This is a genomic window from Lysobacter sp. ISL-50 (assembly GCF_018612875.1).
Lineage (GTDB): Bacteria > Pseudomonadota > Gammaproteobacteria > Xanthomonadales > Xanthomonadaceae > Lysobacter.
The window spans coordinates 252,828-268,231 of the sequence record NZ_JAGGRI010000004.1 but is presented as its reverse complement, the minus strand read 5'-3'; the positions used below and the strand labels follow the sequence as shown (position 1 = coordinate 268,231).

The 15,404-nt window shown below is 68.6% G+C and carries 14 protein-coding genes; 8 read left to right on the top strand and 6 right to left on the bottom strand.

Features of this window, described 5'->3' with window-relative positions:
- Window positions 1–297: 297 nt before the first annotated feature.
- From J7J50_RS03680 to J7J50_RS03665, 4 genes are all read right to left on the bottom strand, one after another.
- Window positions 298–1,554 carry an HlyD family efflux transporter periplasmic adaptor subunit gene (locus J7J50_RS03680; RefSeq protein ID WP_215055006.1) on the bottom strand — a complete coding sequence of 419 codons (1,257 nt, stop codon included), beginning with the start codon at window positions 1,552–1,554 and terminating at the stop codon, window positions 298–300.
- Window positions 1,551–3,713 carry a peptidase domain-containing ABC transporter gene (locus J7J50_RS03675; protein WP_215055008.1) on the bottom strand — a complete coding sequence of 721 codons (2,163 nt, stop codon included), beginning with the start codon at window positions 3,711–3,713 and terminating at the stop codon, window positions 1,551–1,553. The genes J7J50_RS03680 and J7J50_RS03675 overlap by 4 nt, the downstream gene beginning before the upstream one ends.
- Window positions 3,714–3,822: 109 nt before the next feature.
- On the bottom strand, window positions 3,823–3,984 hold the full coding sequence (locus tag J7J50_RS03670) for a hypothetical protein (protein ID WP_215055010.1): 162 nt from the start codon (window positions 3,982–3,984) through the stop codon (window positions 3,823–3,825).
- Between the two features lie 93 nt (window positions 3,985–4,077).
- Window positions 4,078–4,263 (bottom strand): hypothetical protein, encoded by a 186-nt coding sequence (locus tag J7J50_RS03665; RefSeq protein WP_215055012.1) that lies wholly within the window; start codon window positions 4,261–4,263, stop codon window positions 4,078–4,080.
- 188 nt (window positions 4,264–4,451) lie between these two features.
- Here J7J50_RS03665 and J7J50_RS03660 point away from each other — a divergent pair, with 188 nt between their 5' ends.
- The 5 genes from J7J50_RS03660 (at window position 4,452) to J7J50_RS03640 (ending at window position 11,255) form a co-directional block, all read left to right on the top strand.
- A complete protein-coding gene (locus J7J50_RS03660) occupies window positions 4,452–5,024 on the top strand; it encodes an ECF-type sigma factor (protein ID WP_215055015.1) in 573 nt (190 codons plus the stop codon).
- The gene (locus J7J50_RS03655) at window positions 5,021–7,822 is read left to right on the top strand and encodes a serine/threonine-protein kinase (RefSeq protein WP_215055016.1); all 2,802 of its coding nucleotides are present in this window, start codon (window positions 5,021–5,023) and stop codon (window positions 7,820–7,822) included. Before J7J50_RS03660 ends, J7J50_RS03655 begins: the two co-directional genes overlap by 4 nt.
- Before the next feature lie 222 nt (window positions 7,823–8,044).
- Window positions 8,045–9,712, top strand: a complete 1,668-nt coding sequence (locus tag J7J50_RS03650) for a M28 family peptidase (RefSeq protein ID WP_215055018.1) — start codon at window positions 8,045–8,047, stop codon at window positions 9,710–9,712.
- Window positions 9,713–9,879: 167 nt separating this feature from the next.
- Complete coding sequence (locus tag J7J50_RS03645) at window positions 9,880–10,587, top strand: aspartate/glutamate racemase family protein (protein WP_215055020.1); 708 nt, start codon at window positions 9,880–9,882, stop codon at window positions 10,585–10,587.
- A gap of 83 nt (window positions 10,588–10,670) precedes the next feature.
- On the top strand, window positions 10,671–11,255 hold the full coding sequence (locus J7J50_RS03640) for a cytochrome c oxidase assembly factor Coa1 family protein (protein WP_215055022.1): 585 nt from the start codon (window positions 10,671–10,673) through the stop codon (window positions 11,253–11,255).
- Here J7J50_RS03640 and J7J50_RS03635 read toward each other — a convergent pair.
- Window positions 11,227–11,703 (bottom strand): Lrp/AsnC family transcriptional regulator, encoded by a 477-nt coding sequence (locus J7J50_RS03635; protein ID WP_215055024.1) that lies wholly within the window; start codon window positions 11,701–11,703, stop codon window positions 11,227–11,229. The genes J7J50_RS03640 and J7J50_RS03635 overlap by 29 nt on opposite strands.
- A 135-nt stretch (window positions 11,704–11,838) precedes the next feature.
- Between J7J50_RS03635 and phhA the strand changes: the two genes are divergently transcribed.
- Window positions 11,839–12,732 carry a phenylalanine 4-monooxygenase gene (phhA, locus tag J7J50_RS03630; protein ID WP_215055026.1) on the top strand — a complete coding sequence of 298 codons (894 nt, stop codon included), beginning with the start codon at window positions 11,839–11,841 and terminating at the stop codon, window positions 12,730–12,732.
- Between the two features lie 76 nt (window positions 12,733–12,808).
- Window positions 12,809–13,450 carry a DUF4291 domain-containing protein gene (locus J7J50_RS03625; RefSeq protein ID WP_215055028.1) on the top strand — a complete coding sequence of 214 codons (642 nt, stop codon included), beginning with the start codon at window positions 12,809–12,811 and terminating at the stop codon, window positions 13,448–13,450.
- 274 nt (window positions 13,451–13,724) lie between these two features.
- Here J7J50_RS03625 and J7J50_RS03620 read toward each other — a convergent pair whose 3' ends face one another.
- Entirely contained in the window at window positions 13,725–14,243 is a 519-nt protein-coding gene (locus J7J50_RS03620) for a DUF6622 family protein (RefSeq protein WP_215055030.1), read from the bottom strand.
- 506 nt (window positions 14,244–14,749) lie between these two features.
- Here J7J50_RS03620 and J7J50_RS03615 point away from each other — a divergent pair.
- Window positions 14,750–15,376: a hypothetical protein gene (locus J7J50_RS03615; protein WP_215055032.1), complete on the top strand. Its 627-nt coding sequence runs from the start codon at window positions 14,750–14,752 to the stop codon at window positions 15,374–15,376.
- Window positions 15,377–15,404 lie beyond the last annotated feature (28 nt).

Here is a 15,404-nt window from a genome sequence, read left to right as displayed (position 1 = left end):
AAAGTAACCAAAGAAAGGGCTTTAGCTGTTTCGAGTCAAAAGCCACGAGTGCGGTGCTTGCGCAGGCAGGTGCCACATTGGGCATCCTGCCCAAGGTGGCACCCGGCGCACGTCCATGTGCGCCGCCCTCCGGGTGTCCCTGGTCTCGCGAGTTACAAGCGGCGCCCAGCAACGGCAAAAGCAAGACAAAGTCGAAGCGAAGCAAAATCTCGGCAACAGCAACAGCAACAGCAACCGCAGTCGCAGTCGCAGTCGCAGCAACTTCGCGCGCCGGGCTCAATCGACCAACCCCATCCCTCAGCGTCCCATCCGCCCATCAAGCGAATACAACGGCTCCAACAACCACTCGAACAGTCGCCGCCGCTCGCCAAGAATATCCGCCTCGATCGCCATCCCCGGCCGCAACGCCTCCGGCTTGCCATACGCCAGAATCGACTGCCGATCCAACGCGACGATCACCCGATACATCGCCTCGCCGCTGCTCGCCGCCCCCGCGTCGCCCTCGCGCGGCGCCATCGCGCTGCGCGAGATGCGCACTACCCGCCCGCGATGCTGGCCGAACTTCTGATACGGAAACGCCCGATACCGCAACAACACCGCATTGCCCGGCGCGATGAAACCGATCGCGCTGCTTGGCACCAGCAACTGCGCCTGCAACCGCGCTCCCGCCGGCAACAGATTCAACAACGGCTGCCCGGCCTGCACCGCCTGACCGGGCTCGACCAGGCGGCTGGCGACCAGGCCGGCCAATGGCGCGTTGACCATCATCTCGCCGTTGGCTTCCTGCTGCACCCGGTCCTGTTCCAACTGCGCCAGCTGACGTTGATTGTCGGCGCGCTGTTGCATGCGCTGCGTCGGAAGTTCGGCCAGCCCCTGCTCCAGTTGCGCCAGATTGCGGCGCAAACCGGTGGCCTGACGCTGCATCGCCTGCTGCTGGCTCAGCAGTTCCAGCACCGTCTGCTCCTGCTGCTTGAGCTGCAACTCGCTGACGTATTTCTGCTCCAACACCAGCCGATAACGCCCGGCGGTCTCGCGGGCGATGCGCACCTGCTCGGTCCGGGTCCGGATCTCGGCTTCGATCTGCGCAAGCTCATGGCGCAGTTCGCCGATCTGCCGGCTCAGGCCGCCGCGCTGCACCTCGCTCTGCGCGGCCATCGCGCGATCCATGCGCCGCAGGCTGTCGCGGCGCTCGGCGATGCCGGCGCCGCTGGCGGCATTGGCGTCGGTGCCCGAACCGGTGACGCGCGGGATCTGGATCAGGCTCAGCGCGCCGCCGGCGGCGACGCGGTCGCCTTCCTGCGGGAACGATCGCAGCATCACCCCGCTGACCGGCGCCACCACCGTGGCCAGTCCCAGGTCCGGCACCAGTTCGCCGGCCACGCGCGAACGCCGCGAGTATTCGCCGAACAGCAGGAACGCGATCACCGTCAGCGCCAATGCGATCGCGACCGCGGCCAGCATCCACAAGCGCAGCGGCTGCAGCAGCGAAATTCCGCCCAGCCAGCTGCCGCGCCGCGCCTGCAGCACTTCGTCGCGGAAACTCAGCGCGCTCATGCCGGCGCCCCCGCGGCGGCGCCCTTGGACGCGGCTTCGCGCCATCGCTCGCCGAGATTGCGCACGCGATCGGCCGGTCGGTATTCCTCCACGATGCGTCCGTCCGCCATGACCAGCACGCGATCGGCGCTGGCGATGGTGTCCGGGCGATGGGCGATGATCACCCGCGTCAACGCCAGCCCGGCGACCGCCTGATTGACCAGCCGCTCGCTATGCACGTCGAGATGGCTGGTGGCTTCGTCGAGAAACAGGATTCGCGGCTGCCGGTACAAGGCGCGCGCCAGAATCAACCGCTGCTTCTGCCCGCCCGACAGACTGCTGCCCATGTCGCCGATCAGGCCGTGATAGCCCATCGGCATGGCGACGATGTCCTCGTGCACGCCGGCCAGCCGCGCCGCGGCTTCGACCCGCGCCGGATCGCAGTCGTCGTCGAAGCCGATGTTCTCCGCGATGCTGCCGGCGAACAGCTGATCGTCCTGCATCACCACGCCGATCATGCCGCGGTAGGCGCGCAGGCCGAGTTTGCCGATGTCGTGCCCGCCGACCGCGATCGCGCCTTCGCCGGGTGTGGTCAGTCCCAGCATCAGCTTGATCAAGGTGGTCTTGCCGCAGCCCGAGGCGCCGACGATCGCCACCGATTCGCCCTCGGCGACGCGCAGGTTGCAATCGCGCAGCACCCACGGCTCGCCCTCGGCGTAGCGATAGCTCAGCCCGCGCACGTCGATATCGGTGGCGATGGCGGCCGCATCCGCGGCCGGCGCCAACGTGCGCGGCGCGGTCTGCGGCTCGGGCGCTTCCAGCACGATGTCGGCCAGGCGCTCGCCGTGCAGGCGCAGCATGCGCAGTTCCATGCCCTTGTCGATCAGCCCGGAGACGCGGCCGGAAAACTGATCCTTGTAGCTCAGGTAAGCGATCAGCATGCCGACCGAGAACACGTTGTCCATCGCCAGCTTCGCGCCGATCCAGATCACCGCCACGCGTTCCAGGCCGAAGATCAACTGGCTCACGCCGCTGAACTTCAGGCCCAGGTTCGCCAGCCACACGTCGCGGTTGAGGCTTTCGTTCATCAGATTGCCGTAGCCAGCCTCGCGCGAAGCTTCGCGCCCGGACAGCTTGAGCGACTGCATGCCGCGGATGGATTCGAGCAGAAAGCTCTGCTGGCGCGCGGCGGCGATCAGTTGCTGCTCGGTGCCGTCGCGCATCGCCCGGAACGCCAGCACGCGCAGGCCCAGATACAGCGCGACCGCGAGCAAGGTCAGGCCGGCGAGCTTCCAGCTGTAGATCAGCAGCATCGCCAGCGTGGCGACGGTCATCAGGCCGTCGATGATCGCTTCGACGAAACTGGTCGACAGCGTGCGCTGGATGCTCTGCACCGAGCCCATGCGCGACACGATGTCGCCCAGATGGCGCTTGCCGAAGAAATTCATCGGCAGGCGCAACAGATGATGGAACACGTTGCCCATCCACTGCAGCCCCAGCCGCGTGGACAGATACACCACCGCCCAGCCGCGCAGCAGGCCGATGCCGGCCTGGAACAGCACCGAGGCGGCGAACGCCAGCCCCAGCACGGTCAGCAGATCGCGGTCGGCCGAAACCAGCACCTGATCGACCACGCCCTGCATGAAGAACGGCGCGACCAAAACGAATACCTGCAGCGCCGCCGACAGGCCCAGCAACAGGCCGAGCGAGCGCCACAGGCCGGTAACGCGGCCAGTGAGTTGGCTCAGCGCGATCGTCGGCGGCGCGGCGACGCGTTCGAAGCCGGCGACCGGCGACAGCTCCATCGCCACGCCGGTGAAATGTTTCGAGACCTCGGCCAGGCTCAGCGTGCGTTCGCCCGCCGCCGGATCGAGGACAGTCGCGCGCGCGCCGCGCACCCGCGCCAGCACGACGAAATGGTTCAGATCCCAATGCAGGATGCAGGGCGTGCGCAGTTGATCCAGCTCGTCCAGCTCCAGCCGCAACGGCCGCGCCTGCAGCCCCAGTTGCCCCGCGACTTCGATCAGCCGGCTCAGGTTCGCGCCCTTGAGCGACAGCGGAAAGCGCCCGCGCAATTCGCGCAAGCCCAGGTGCTGGCCGTGATGAGCGGCGATCATCGCCAGACAGGCGAGCCCGCATTCGGCCGCTTCGGATTGGACGATGCTGTGTTTGGAGTTCATGCCTTGCGGCTCCGCGCGATGCAGCGGCGGCAACGATGCGCTGGCCGACCGCCGGCCCCGATCCGGGCGACGGCGGCGGACGCGCGACTCGACGCTTCCTCGATGCCGCTCAGCGAATCCACGGAAACGGCAGAATCGGCGGCACCTGCGGCGGGTGCCACGGTTCGGGTTGCGGCGGGCTCGGCGGCTGGAACGGCTCCATTTGCGGCGGTCGTATGGTCGATTTTCCGCCGGCGATCTGACTCAGTTGCGCGGTGTCGATGACGTGCATGGCGATGACCTCGTTAGAGCGGTGCGCGCGTCCATGACGGGGTGAACCGCTGCGCGTCCCTGCGCCGCGGCAAGACAGCGACCGGCGTCGCGCTCAGAGCCGGTCGAACGGCCACGGCAAGGGTTCGGGCACGAACACCCACCACGGCGGCGGCGGCGACGGCCGCGGCGGGAAATCGATGTGCGGGCCGCGCTGGGCCTGCATGCCGCCGTCGTCGGCGACGACGACATCCGCGCCGCCGGCGATGCCGGTCAGTACATTCGGGTCGATCTGCTTCATGAGCATTCTCCTGGGCAGGTGAGCTTCGATCGCCACCTTCTTCCCACAGTTCGCAGCGCGGCGGCGAAACCCGACACGGCCGCGAAGTTTTTTCGCCACCGGCGTGTACGAGTTCAGAAAGCCCGACCGAAGGCGCATGCCACGGCGGCGACGGCGTCGTATGCTGGGCCGCGCACGGAGGAAGGGCCATGACGGACGAAGCGACGAAAGGAGACGTCACCCGCTTGCTGCACGCCTGGAACGGCGGCGACAGCGATGCGCGCGACGCGCTGTACCGCCTGGTCTACGGCGAGCTCAAGGGCATCGCATTGCGGCGGCTGGCGCACATCGGGCGATCGGTCATCGATCCGACCGAACTGGTCAACGAAGCGCTGCTGCGCCTGCTCGACGACAAGCTCGACGCGCAGAACCGGCAACACTTCTTCCGCATCGCCGCGACCGCGATCCGCTACACGCTGATCGACGTGATCCGCCAGCGCCAGGCCGACAAGCGCGGCGGCGAGGTGATCATCACCTCGCTGGATTCGACCCTGGGCCAGAACCAGGCCGCCGCGCCCGCCGATCAACGCTGGATGGAAGTCGAACAGGCGCTGGTCGCGCTCGACGAGGCCTATCCGCGCCAATGCCGGGTGATCGAGCTCGCGTTCCTGGTCGGCCTGAAGCAGCACGAGATCGCCGAGGCGCTGGCCGTCAACGTGCGCACGGTCGAACGCGATCTGAGTTTCGCCAAGGCCTGGCTGCGCGAGTACCTGTCGCCATGACGCCGGAACAGCACGCGCGGGTCGAAGAAGCCTTCCACGCCGCGCTGACCCAGCCGCCGTCGCTGCGCGAGCGCTATCTGCTCGACACCGAGCCCGATCCGGACGTGCGCGCGGCGGTGCGGCGCCTGCTCGAACATGCCGCTCACGACGACAGCTCCGATCCGCTGGCCGAGCGCCTCGCGCAGGCCTTCGCCGCGCCCGATGCCGCCACCGCCAGGCAGGTCGGCGCGTATCGGCTGCTGCGCGAACTCGGCGCCGGCGGCATGGGCACGGTGTTCCTGGCCGAGCGCGATGCTGGCGACGGCGTGCAGCGGGTCGCGCTGAAACTGCTGCACGGCCTGCCGACCCAGGCCGCCAACCGGCGCATGGCGCGCGAACGCGGCTTGCTGGCGAGCCTGGACCATCCGCAGATCGCCCGCCACATCGACGGCGGCGTCAGCGAAAGCGGCCAGCCGTATCTGGTCATGGACTATGTCGAAGGCGCCTCGCTGCACGAGTATCTGGCGGCGACGCCGGGCACGACGCGGCAACGCCTGCGCCTGTTCCTGCGATTGTGCGACGCGGTCCAGCACGCGCATCAGCGGCTGGTGCTGCATCGCGACCTCAAGCCGTCCAACATCGTGGTGCGCGCCGACGGCGCGCCGGTGTTGCTCGACTTCGGCATCGCCACGCTGATGGCCGGCGACGAGGAACGCCCGGCGCTGACCGCGACGGTCGCGTTCACACCCGCCTACAGCGCGCCCGAACAACGCCGCGGCGAACGCGCGACCACCGCCACCGATGTGTTCGGCCTGGGCGCGCTGCTGTTCGATCTGCTCAGCGAACGCAAACTGGCCGACGTGCGCGGCCGCGACGCACCGGTGCCGGCGCCGGGCAAGCACGCACACGACCCGGCGTTGCGGCGCGCCTTGCGCGGCGATCTCGACCGCATCGTGCTGGCCGCCTGCGCCGAAGCACCGGACGAGCGCTATCCCACCGTGGCCGCGCTGGCCACCGACGTGCAGCGCTATCTCGACGGACTGCCGATCTCGGTCGCGGTCGGCGGCCCGGTCTACCGGCTGCGCAAATTCGTCGCCCGCCATCGCCTGGCCACCGCCGCCGCCGTGGTCGCGCTGGCCGCGGCCGGGTTGTTCGTGTGGCGGCTGGACAGCGAGCGCCAGCGCGCGCTCGCGGCCGAATACGCGGCGCAGCTCTCGCGCCTGCGCGCCGAGCGCGAGGCCGGTTACACCGAGGCCTCGCGCAACTTCCTCGCCTCGGTGTTGGCGCAGACCGCGCCGCAATCGATCCGCGGCGAGCCGATCACGGTGGCCACGCTGCTGGCGCGCGCCTCGGAGCAACTGCAGGCCGAACAAGGTCAGGACCCGCGCACCCGCGCCATCGCCTGGCTGACCATCGCCGAGGTCTACGACGCCATCCTCGATCCGCAAGCCGCGCTCGACGCCGCCGACAAGGCCAGGACGCTGATGGCGGGCGCCGGCCTGCGCGATCCCGAGTTCGACGCGCGGGTGCTGCGCGTGCACGGCGCCTCGCTGGCCGGGCTGGACCGCTTCGACGAATCCATGCGCGAGCTCAAGCGCCTGATCGTGATGCGCGAACGCCGGCCCGAAGATGCGGTGGCGATCGCGCAGGCCTACTACCAGTACATCGCCGTGGCCGTGCGCGCGGCCTCCGGCGCAACCACCGAACGCTATGTGCGCCACGCCCTGGGCGTGCTCGATCGCGCCGGCGAAACAGCCCCGGAGCTGCGCGCGCACTTGCGCATCGCCCTGGTCACCCCGGCGATGGACGCCGGCGACCTGCCGCTGGCGCAGCGCCGTCTCGACGAAGCGGTAAGCGCGGCGCGCTCGGGCTGGCGCGAGAACCATCCGGATGGGTACATCGTCCATCTGCTGACCGCGCAGTTGCGCCGCCTGCAATCGCGCCACGACGAGGCCATCGCCGAAGGCGAACAAGCCGTGCGCCTGGCCTACAAGGCCTACGGCGAACGCAGCCGCCTGACCATGGAGATGGAGAACGATCTGGCCGCCAGCCTGAGCGAGGCCGGCCGTCGCGACGAAGCCCTCGCGCATTACCAGCGCGCCTACTCCATCGCCCAGCAGTTGGGGCTGCAGGCGCTGACGATGGCGCAGTTGCAGATCAACCTGGGCACCTTCCACCTGTTTTCCGGCGATGCCGCGCAGGCGCTGGAGATGGAAACCGCCGCGCTCGCGCTGCTGGCCGCGCGCGCCGACACGAACGAAACCGCGCAGCTGACCTGGCGCCAGCGCGCGCACGCCAGCCGCGCCAAGGCGCTGATGGCGCTGGAGCGCAAGGACGAGGCCTACCTCGATTTCGAGGCGGCGATCGGGCTGGCCCGGCAACTGGGCGATATCGACGGCATGATCGGTTCGCAGCTGCAGCTGGCCAAGCTGCGGATGAAGGATGAGCAGTTCGATCAGGCCCAGCAGTTGCTCGACACCGCCAAGCGCGCGGTCGATGGCGGCAAGCCGGAGCAACGCAACTTCGAACCCGGCATCGATGCGCTCAGCGCGCAACTGGCGCGCAAGCGCGGCGATCTGGCCCTGGCCTCGCGACGCATGAGCGAGGCGCTGACCAGCGCGGCGAAGGCGCCGGGCTATAACGCGGTGATGATCGCCAAGCTGAAACTGGTGGCGGCGAGCATCGAGATCGAACGCGGCGAGAGCGCCGCGGCGCGGCGGCTGCTCGACGAGGTGATACCGGTGGTGCGGGACAAACTGCCCGCCGATGCGCCCGAACGGGTCAAGGCCGACGAACTGATGCGCAAGTTGACCGGTTAGCGCGGTCGCTCGCCTCGCGCCGAGACCGTCACTTGGCGGCGCCATGCGCCGGTGCTAGCGTCGGCCTCGCATCCAGCCACCGCGCCGCCGCTCATCGCCGCCGAACCGACAACGCGGCGCGAGGTCCGATGCGCAACACCGGCCATTTACGCCGATCGGCGCCGCGCTGATCGGGGTTCGGCCGCCGCAAGCCGCTGTCGTCGCCACCGCCGCGAGAATTCCATGCGCCGTCCGATGTCCGTCCTGCTGTCCGCCGTCTGCGCCCTATCATTGTCCGCATGCAAACCCGAGACGGCGACGCCACCGGCCGGCGGCTACGACGAACGCGCCGGCGCCGACGCGCGCCGGATCGAATCGGACCTGCGTTTTCTCGCCGACGATCTGCTGGAAGGCCGCGAGACCGGCACGCGCGGGTTCGATCTGGCCGCGCTGTACGTCGCCGCCCGCTTCCGCGCGATCGGCCTGCACCCGGCCGGCGATGGCGGCAGCTATTTCCAGCAAGTGCCGCTGCTGCGCGCGCAACGCCTGGACAACGGCGGCAGTTTGAGCATCGAGCGCGCGACCGGCACGGTCGCGCTGCGCTTTCGCGACGATTTCCTGCCGCAGCTCAATTTCGATCAGGCCCAGGCGCAGGTCGCCGCGCCCGCCGCGTTCGTCGGCCAGGCCGTGTACGCGCCGGATCTGGACCAGGACGACTTCGCCGGCATCGACTTGCGCGGCAAGATCGCGGTGCTGTTCAACGGCGCGCCGGCGCGCTTCGACATCGACCGGCGCGCGTTCTACAGCTCGTATCGCGAAAAGATGCGCGCGCTGGTCGAGCGCGGCGCGGTCGGCGCGGTGATCGTCGACACCGAGGACGAAGAAAAATCCGAGCCCTGGGCGCACGAGGCGCGCAACTGGAATTGGCCGGGCATGCGGCTGCGCGATACCGGCGGCGGCGCCATCGACACGTTTCCGCAGTTGGCGGTGGTCGCCCGCGTCAGCGCGGCCAGCGCCGGCGCGCTGCTCGATGTCGGCGCCCACAGGGCCGCGTCGCTGTTCCGCGATGCCCGCGAAGGCCAATTGCGCGGCTTCGATCTGCCCGGCACGCTGAGCCTGTCGGCGCACAACCGGATCGAGCCGGCGCAATCGCGCAACGTGGTCGCGCGCCTACCCGGCGCCGACGCGGCGCTGGGACGCGAGCACGTGGTGTTCACCGCGCACCTGGATCACCTGGGCGTCGGCGCGCCGGTCGGCGGCGACGCGATCTACAACGGCGCGCTCGACAACGCGCTGGGCGTGGCGGTGATGCTGGAATCGGCGCAGCAGCTGGCACAGTCGGCGACGCCGCCGCGGCGTTCGCTGCTGTTCGTCGCGCTGACGGGCGAGGAAAAGAATCTGCTCGGCGCGGAGTGGTTCGCGCAGCGGCCGACGGTGCCGCGCGAGTCGCTGGTCGCGAACATCAACGTGGACATGCCGGTGATGCGGGTGCCGACCCGCGACGTGATCGCGATCGGCGTGGAGCATTCCAGCTTGCAGCCATTGCTGGAGCAGGCCGCGGCGGACATCGGCGTGGAGCTGTCGCCCGATCCGTTGCCGCAGGAAAGCATCTTCATCCGCAGCGATCAGTACGCCTTCATCCGCGCCGGGGTGCCGGCGGTGTTTCTGCTCGGCGGGCTCAAGGGCGGCGAGGGCGCGGATCGGCAGCTCAAGGATTTCCTGCGCGATCACTATCACGAGCCCAGCGACGATGCGTCGCAGCCGATCCAGTATGGCGATGCGGCGCGGCTGGCGCGGCTCAATGCGCGTATTGGTCAGCGCATTGCCGATGCGCCGGTGCGGCCACGGTGGAATGCGGGGGATTTTTTTGGGGAGCGGTTTGGTTCGGCTGAGAGGGCGGCGAGGCCGTGAAGTTCGTATTGGGGGGGGCGGGCGATCTGAGCGGAAAGCATCGGGGCTGAAGCCCCTCCCACAAAAGTGTTGAAGCCTCTCCCACAAAGGGTGAAACCCCTTCCACAAAGGGCTGAAGCCTCTCCCGCAACGGGCGTGGCTATACTCCGGGCATGAGCGAAACCACGATGAAAACCCTCGGTCTGCTCGGCGGCATGAGTTGGGAATCGACCGTGCCGTACTACCGCATGATCAACGAGACCGTGCGCGATCGTCTCGGCGGCCTGCATTCGGCGCGGCTGCTGCTGTACAGCGTGGACTTCGCGCAAGTCGAGCGCCTGCAGCATGCCGGCGACTGGGATGCGGCCGGCGAGCTGCTCGGCCGCGCCGCGTGTTCGCTGCGCGACGGCGGCGCGCAGTTGCTGGTGATCTGCACCAACACCATGCACAAGGTGGCCGCGCAGGTCGAAGCGGCGTCCGGGCTGCCGCTGCTGCACATCGCCGATCCCACCGGCGCGGCGATCCGCGCCGCCGGCCTGGGCAAGATCGGCCTGCTCGGCACGCGCTTCACCATGGAACAGGCGTTCTACCGCCAGCGCCTGATCGAACGCCACGGCCTGGAGGTGCTGGTGCCGCCGGCGGAGGATCGCGAGATCGTGCACCGGGTGATCTACGACGAGTTGTGCCTGGGCAAGATCCTGCCGCCGTCGCGCGAGGCGTATCGGCGCATCATCGCCGGCCTGGTCGCGCGCGGCGCGCAGGGCGTGATCCTGGGCTGCACCGAGATCGGCCTGTTGATCGGCCCACAGGACGTGGACGTGACCTTGTTCGACACCACCGCGTTGCATGCGCGCGCGGCGGCGTTGGCCAGCCTCGGCGAAGCGCCGGCGCCGTAGTCGCCGCCCCGGCCGCCGCGGCGGTGGTGTTGCAGCCGCGCTGCCGCCAAACTGCGGCGATCCAACGCGCAACGGAGTCCGCGATGAACGACCGCCCGAATCCCGGCTGGTTTGGCCGTAACTGGAAATGGTTCGTCCCCACCGGTTGCCTGACCGTGCTGTTGCTGGCCGCGCTGGCGCTGGTCGGCCTGATCGGGCTGGGCATCAAGGGCGCATCGGGGCTGTTCGCGTCGTCCGAACCGGTGCGCCACAGCGTGACCCTGGCGCAGGCCAATCCGGCCGTGGTCGCCGCTCTGGGCACGCCGCTGGAAGTCGGCATGATGATCCAGGGCAGCATGCAGACCAGCAACGACGACGGCCACGCCGATCTGTCGCTGCCGCTCACCGGTCCGCGCGGAAAGGGCCGGCTCTGCCTCAAGGCCGATCGCGCCGCCGGACGCTGGTCGTACTCGCTGATCGAAATCGCCATCGACGGCAGCGACCAGCGCATCGACCTGCTCGGCAACGGCGGCTCCGCGCCGGCCGCAGCGGCGCCGGAAACCGCGCCGCAATCGGAGTCGAACCCGGACTCCGAGGCCGAGCCCGACGCCGAGCAACCCGACTCCGAGGAAGAACCCGAGCCGCGCGCCGACGCCGAGGTCAGCGCGACGGCAGCGGCAAGCCCTTGAAGGTCTTGACCGTGCGCAGCACCAGGCTGGAATTGATGTCGGCGCCGCCGGCCTGATTGAGCAGGCGGTCGAGCAGGAAGCGCGACAGATGCTCCAGGTCGCGCACCACGATCTGCAGCAGATAGTCCATGTCGCCGGTCAGGGCGTAGCAGGCGACCACCTCGTCCCAGGTTTCGACGAACTCGGCGAAGGCGCCGACCGCCTCGCTGTCGTGGCGGCCCAGGCGCACGCGCACGAACGCCTGCAGGCCCAGGCCCAGGCGCGCGGCGTCCACCTCGGCGCGGTAGCCGGAGATCACGCCCTCGCGTTCCAGCCGCTGCACCCGGCGCAGGCAGGCCGAGGCCGACAGATGCACGCGCTCGGCCAATTCGGCGTTGGTGAGGCGGCCGTCGCGCTGCAATTCGGCCAACACGACGATGTCGGTGCGGTCCAACTCGATGCTGGCCATTTTCAGCGCCTTATGGGTTAACGACGCAACAATCTTGCGCCAAGACCGCCGAAACACGCAACAACGCAAGCTAATTGCGCCGAATCGCGATTAAAGTCGTGTGATCACCTTCCTCGTGGTCAGGAGCGACCCGGCATGAACCCCGCCACCCCGCAGCGCGTCGAACACCAGCTCACCGACAAGGGCTACGTGCCGGTCTATACGACCGCCGTGATCGAGCAGCCGTGGGCGTCGTATTCGGCCGACGACCACGCGGTGTGGGCGCAGTTGTTCGAACGTCAGCAGCAGGTGCTGGTCGGCCGCGCCAGCGACGAGTTCATCACCGCGCAGCGCGCGATGCGGATGACGCCGGACCGGATTCCCAAGTTCGACGACCTCAACCGCGTGCTGCGCGCGCACACCGGCTGGGAGCTGATCGGCGTGGAAGGCCTGCTGCCGGAGCTGACTTTCTTCGACCATCTGGCCAACCGCCGTTTCCCGGTGACGTGGTGGATCCGCAAGCCCGAGCAGATCGATTACCTGTCCGAGCCGGATCTGTTCCACGACCTGTTCGGCCACGTGCCGCTGCTGATGAATCCGGTGTTCGCCGACTACATGCAGGCCTACGGCCGCGGCGGGGTGAAGGCGCACGGCATCGATCCCGACGCGCTGGTGCATCTCACGCGCCTGTACTGGTACACGGTCGAATTCGGCCTGATCAAGCAGGCCGACGGGCTGCGCATCTACGGCAGCGGCATCGTCTCGTCCAAGGCCGAGTCGATCTACAGCCTGGAATCGCACGCGCCCAACCGCATCGGCTTCGACCTGGAGCGGCTGATGCGCACGCGCTACCGCATCGACACCTACCAGAAGACCTACTTCGTCATCGACAGCTTCGAGCAGTTGATGCGCGCGACCGAGCCGGATTTCACCCCGATCTACCAGCGCCTGGCGAAGCAGGATTCGATCCCGGCCGGCGACGTGCTGGCGACCGACACGGTCTATACCCGCGGCACCGGCGAGGGCTGGTTGCTGGACGGCGATGTCTGATTCGCATGGTTCGTAACGGCAGGAGCGGCCCGCGCCGCTTCTGCCGTCGCCTGCGGCCGGGTTACACTGCCGCGCAATGACCAACGACAATCAGAGCAAGACCCCGCACACGGGTGCGGATCACGCAGGCCTCGCGCAGGGCGCGGGCGCCGTCCCTTACCGCCAGATCCGCGCCGTTTACGACGACGCGACGATCCGCGTCTATCAGGCCTACAACCACCTCATCGCCGACCCGGCGTTGTGCAACGGCCGCTTCGTCGAGCCGTTCTCGCGCTCGCGCATGACCTGGATCAAGCCGTCCTTCCTGTGGATGATGTATCGCGCCGGCTGGGGCTACAAAGACGACAACCAGCAGCGGATTCTCGCGATCGATCTGTCCCGCGAGGGTTTCGAGTGGGCGCTGGCGCACAGCTGCCCGTCGCATCCCGATCCGGCGATGAGCGCCGAGGAATGGAAGCGCCACAAGGACGCCACGCCGGTGCGTATCCAATGGGATCCCGAGCGCGACCTGCATTTCCATCCGTTGGACCATCGCGCGATCCAGATCGGTTTGAGCGGCGCAGCGGTGCCGCTGTATGCCGATCGATGGGTGCAACGGATCGAAGACATCACGCCGCTGGCGCACCGGCTGCATGCGCTGGTCGAGGCGGGGCGCTTGGATGAGGCCAGGGCGTTGTTGCCGGTGGAACGGCCGTACATGGCGAATACCGAGGTTTGAGTGTCTTCGCCTGGGTCGAAGCGAAGCGATCTGAGCGAAGAGCATCGGGGCTGAAGCCCCTCCCACAAAAGACTTCGTGGCGACGCAATCTGTTGTGGGAGGGGCTTCAGTCCCGATGATTTCCGCTCCGATCAGGTAATTTCCACCAAAGCTCAAACCAGCTCCCAGACATCGCGCAACCGCGAAGTCTTTTGTGGGAGGGGCTTCAGCCCCGATGCTTTCCTCTCAGATCAAACCGAACCGCCATCGCTTCGACCGCTCACCGGCGCTGCGATCAAGCCGCGCTCGCCAGCAAATCCGTCTGCGGCGCGCGCCGCTGGCCCAGTACGAAACGAACCGACCAGCCGATGAAGTAACCGGCGCTCAACCCCGACACATACACATCCCAGCCCATCGCGCTGTCGCGCAAGTGCGGCTGGGTCGCGGCGATCACCTGCAGCACATAGTGACCAAGGAAGATCGCCAGATTGCGCAGCAACGGCAGCACGCTGCCGGGCTGGTGCACCAGGCGGTTGCGGTGATCGAACCGCAGCGACGCCGGCGACAGCGACCACGCGCCCAGCGCGCCGCCGAGCAGGGCGCCGGCGAACCAGTGCGCGGCGATGTCGATCGGCGGGCCGCTGCGCGCGAACAGGCCGGACACGCCCCAGACGATGAACACCGCCGGCACCATCCACACCCGCGTCAGCGGCGTGGTGCGCGCCTGCAGGCGCTTGGCGCCCAGCCAGACCAGCAAGGCGAGCAGGGCGAACACCCACAGGGGCGTTTGCGAGAACAGGGCGGACAGCGGCATGGCGAACCTCGGCGGATGGGGAGGACTCACCGCAGGGACGGGCGCGGCGACGGTTGGGCGCAAGCCGTCACGGCCGGCCCGTTGCCGCCGGAGGGCCCGCTGCGGTGTGGCGCTCATGCTCGGTCGGCGCGCGTCCGCGTCGCAGTCCCGGCGGTCATCGATCCGACCTGCCGGAAGTCATCGCCGCATCCGCCGCCGACGCGCCTCATCCGAATCGTGCCGTGAGGTCGCGGCATCGGCACCTGAATCGGGCCCATGCCGACACCGCGCCCGCGCCGCTGGTCCAACCGCGTCACATCCGCCGCGCGCGCCTGACCAAAAACGGCGAATCCCGACGGGCTCGGCACTTGAGGCGCACTTCGCGGCAACCGTCACATTTATCGGTTCTGCGTAACGATCCGCTAACAATTGACAATGCTATTGAAATCACATTTTTGGCATGGATTGTGCGTAATCAGGTCGGAGCTCCGGATTCCCCGGCAGCCCTCTTCGGATTCCAATCCACCATGCGCAAGCTCCCGAAAGCCCTCCTGGCCATTACGCTGCTGGCCAGCCTGCCCCTGATCGCCCAGGCCGAATCGCAGTACACCACCGGCGCCGGCACGCCGATTACCGCCAGCGCCCGCCTGGACTTCCAGATCACGATTCCGAAGATCCTGTTCCTGCGCGTGGGCACCGGCGCGGACGCCATCACCAACGCCGCGATCAACCAGATCGCCTTCGCCGTGCCGGCGGCCAATGTCGGCGACGGCAGCGCCATCGCCGCCACCGCCGGCTCGGGCGACCTGGGCAACGGCGCGGTCACCGCCAAGGTGCTGGGCAACAACGGCAACATCACCTTCACCTCGACCACCCTGGGCGCGCTCGGCAACGGCGCGGCGGGCGACACGATTTCCTACAGCCAGATCGGCACCACGGTCACCGCGCTGAACTCGCCGGTGGCGCTGCCGCATCCGGCCCTGGCCGACGGCGCGACCACCACGGTCAACCTGACCCCGGCCAGCGGCAAGGTCATCAACCGCGACGCGCGCTGGACCTTCGCCTACCTCAACGGCAACGTGGCCGCTCCGGGCACCTACGGCGGCACCAACACCAACAACAGCCGCGTCACCTACACCGCGTCGATGCCGTAAGCGGCAACGCACGCGCGTCATGCACCGC

What these genes read in the sequence shown, in the direction of transcription:
- J7J50_RS03680 (WP_215055006.1), bottom strand. Translation starts at nt 1,554, where the DNA reads ATGAGCGCGCTGAGTTTCCGCGACGAAGTGCTGCAGGCGCGGCGCGGC.
- J7J50_RS03675 (WP_215055008.1), bottom strand. Translation starts at nt 3,713, where the DNA reads ATGAACTCCAAACACAGCATCGTCCAATCCGAAGCGGCCGAATGCGGG.
- J7J50_RS03670 (WP_215055010.1), bottom strand. Translation starts at nt 3,984, where the DNA reads ATGCACGTCATCGACACCGCGCAACTGAGTCAGATCGCCGGCGGAAAA.
- J7J50_RS03665 (WP_215055012.1), bottom strand. Translation starts at nt 4,263, where the DNA reads ATGAAGCAGATCGACCCGAATGTACTGACCGGCATCGCCGGCGGCGCG.
- J7J50_RS03660 (WP_215055015.1), top strand. Translation starts at nt 4,452, where the DNA reads ATGACGGACGAAGCGACGAAAGGAGACGTCACCCGCTTGCTGCACGCC.
- J7J50_RS03655 (WP_215055016.1), top strand. Translation starts at nt 5,021, where the DNA reads ATGACGCCGGAACAGCACGCGCGGGTCGAAGAAGCCTTCCACGCCGCG.
- J7J50_RS03650 (WP_215055018.1), top strand. Translation starts at nt 8,045, where the DNA reads ATGCGCCGTCCGATGTCCGTCCTGCTGTCCGCCGTCTGCGCCCTATCA.
- J7J50_RS03645 (WP_215055020.1), top strand. Translation starts at nt 9,880, where the DNA reads ATGAAAACCCTCGGTCTGCTCGGCGGCATGAGTTGGGAATCGACCGTG.
- J7J50_RS03640 (WP_215055022.1), top strand. Translation starts at nt 10,671, where the DNA reads ATGAACGACCGCCCGAATCCCGGCTGGTTTGGCCGTAACTGGAAATGG.
- J7J50_RS03635 (WP_215055024.1), bottom strand. Translation starts at nt 11,703, where the DNA reads ATGGCCAGCATCGAGTTGGACCGCACCGACATCGTCGTGTTGGCCGAA.
- phhA (WP_215055026.1), top strand. Translation starts at nt 11,839, where the DNA reads ATGAACCCCGCCACCCCGCAGCGCGTCGAACACCAGCTCACCGACAAG.
- J7J50_RS03625 (WP_215055028.1), top strand. Translation starts at nt 12,809, where the DNA reads ATGACCAACGACAATCAGAGCAAGACCCCGCACACGGGTGCGGATCAC.
- J7J50_RS03620 (WP_215055030.1), bottom strand. Translation starts at nt 14,243, where the DNA reads ATGCCGCTGTCCGCCCTGTTCTCGCAAACGCCCCTGTGGGTGTTCGCC.
- J7J50_RS03615 (WP_215055032.1), top strand. Translation starts at nt 14,750, where the DNA reads ATGCGCAAGCTCCCGAAAGCCCTCCTGGCCATTACGCTGCTGGCCAGC.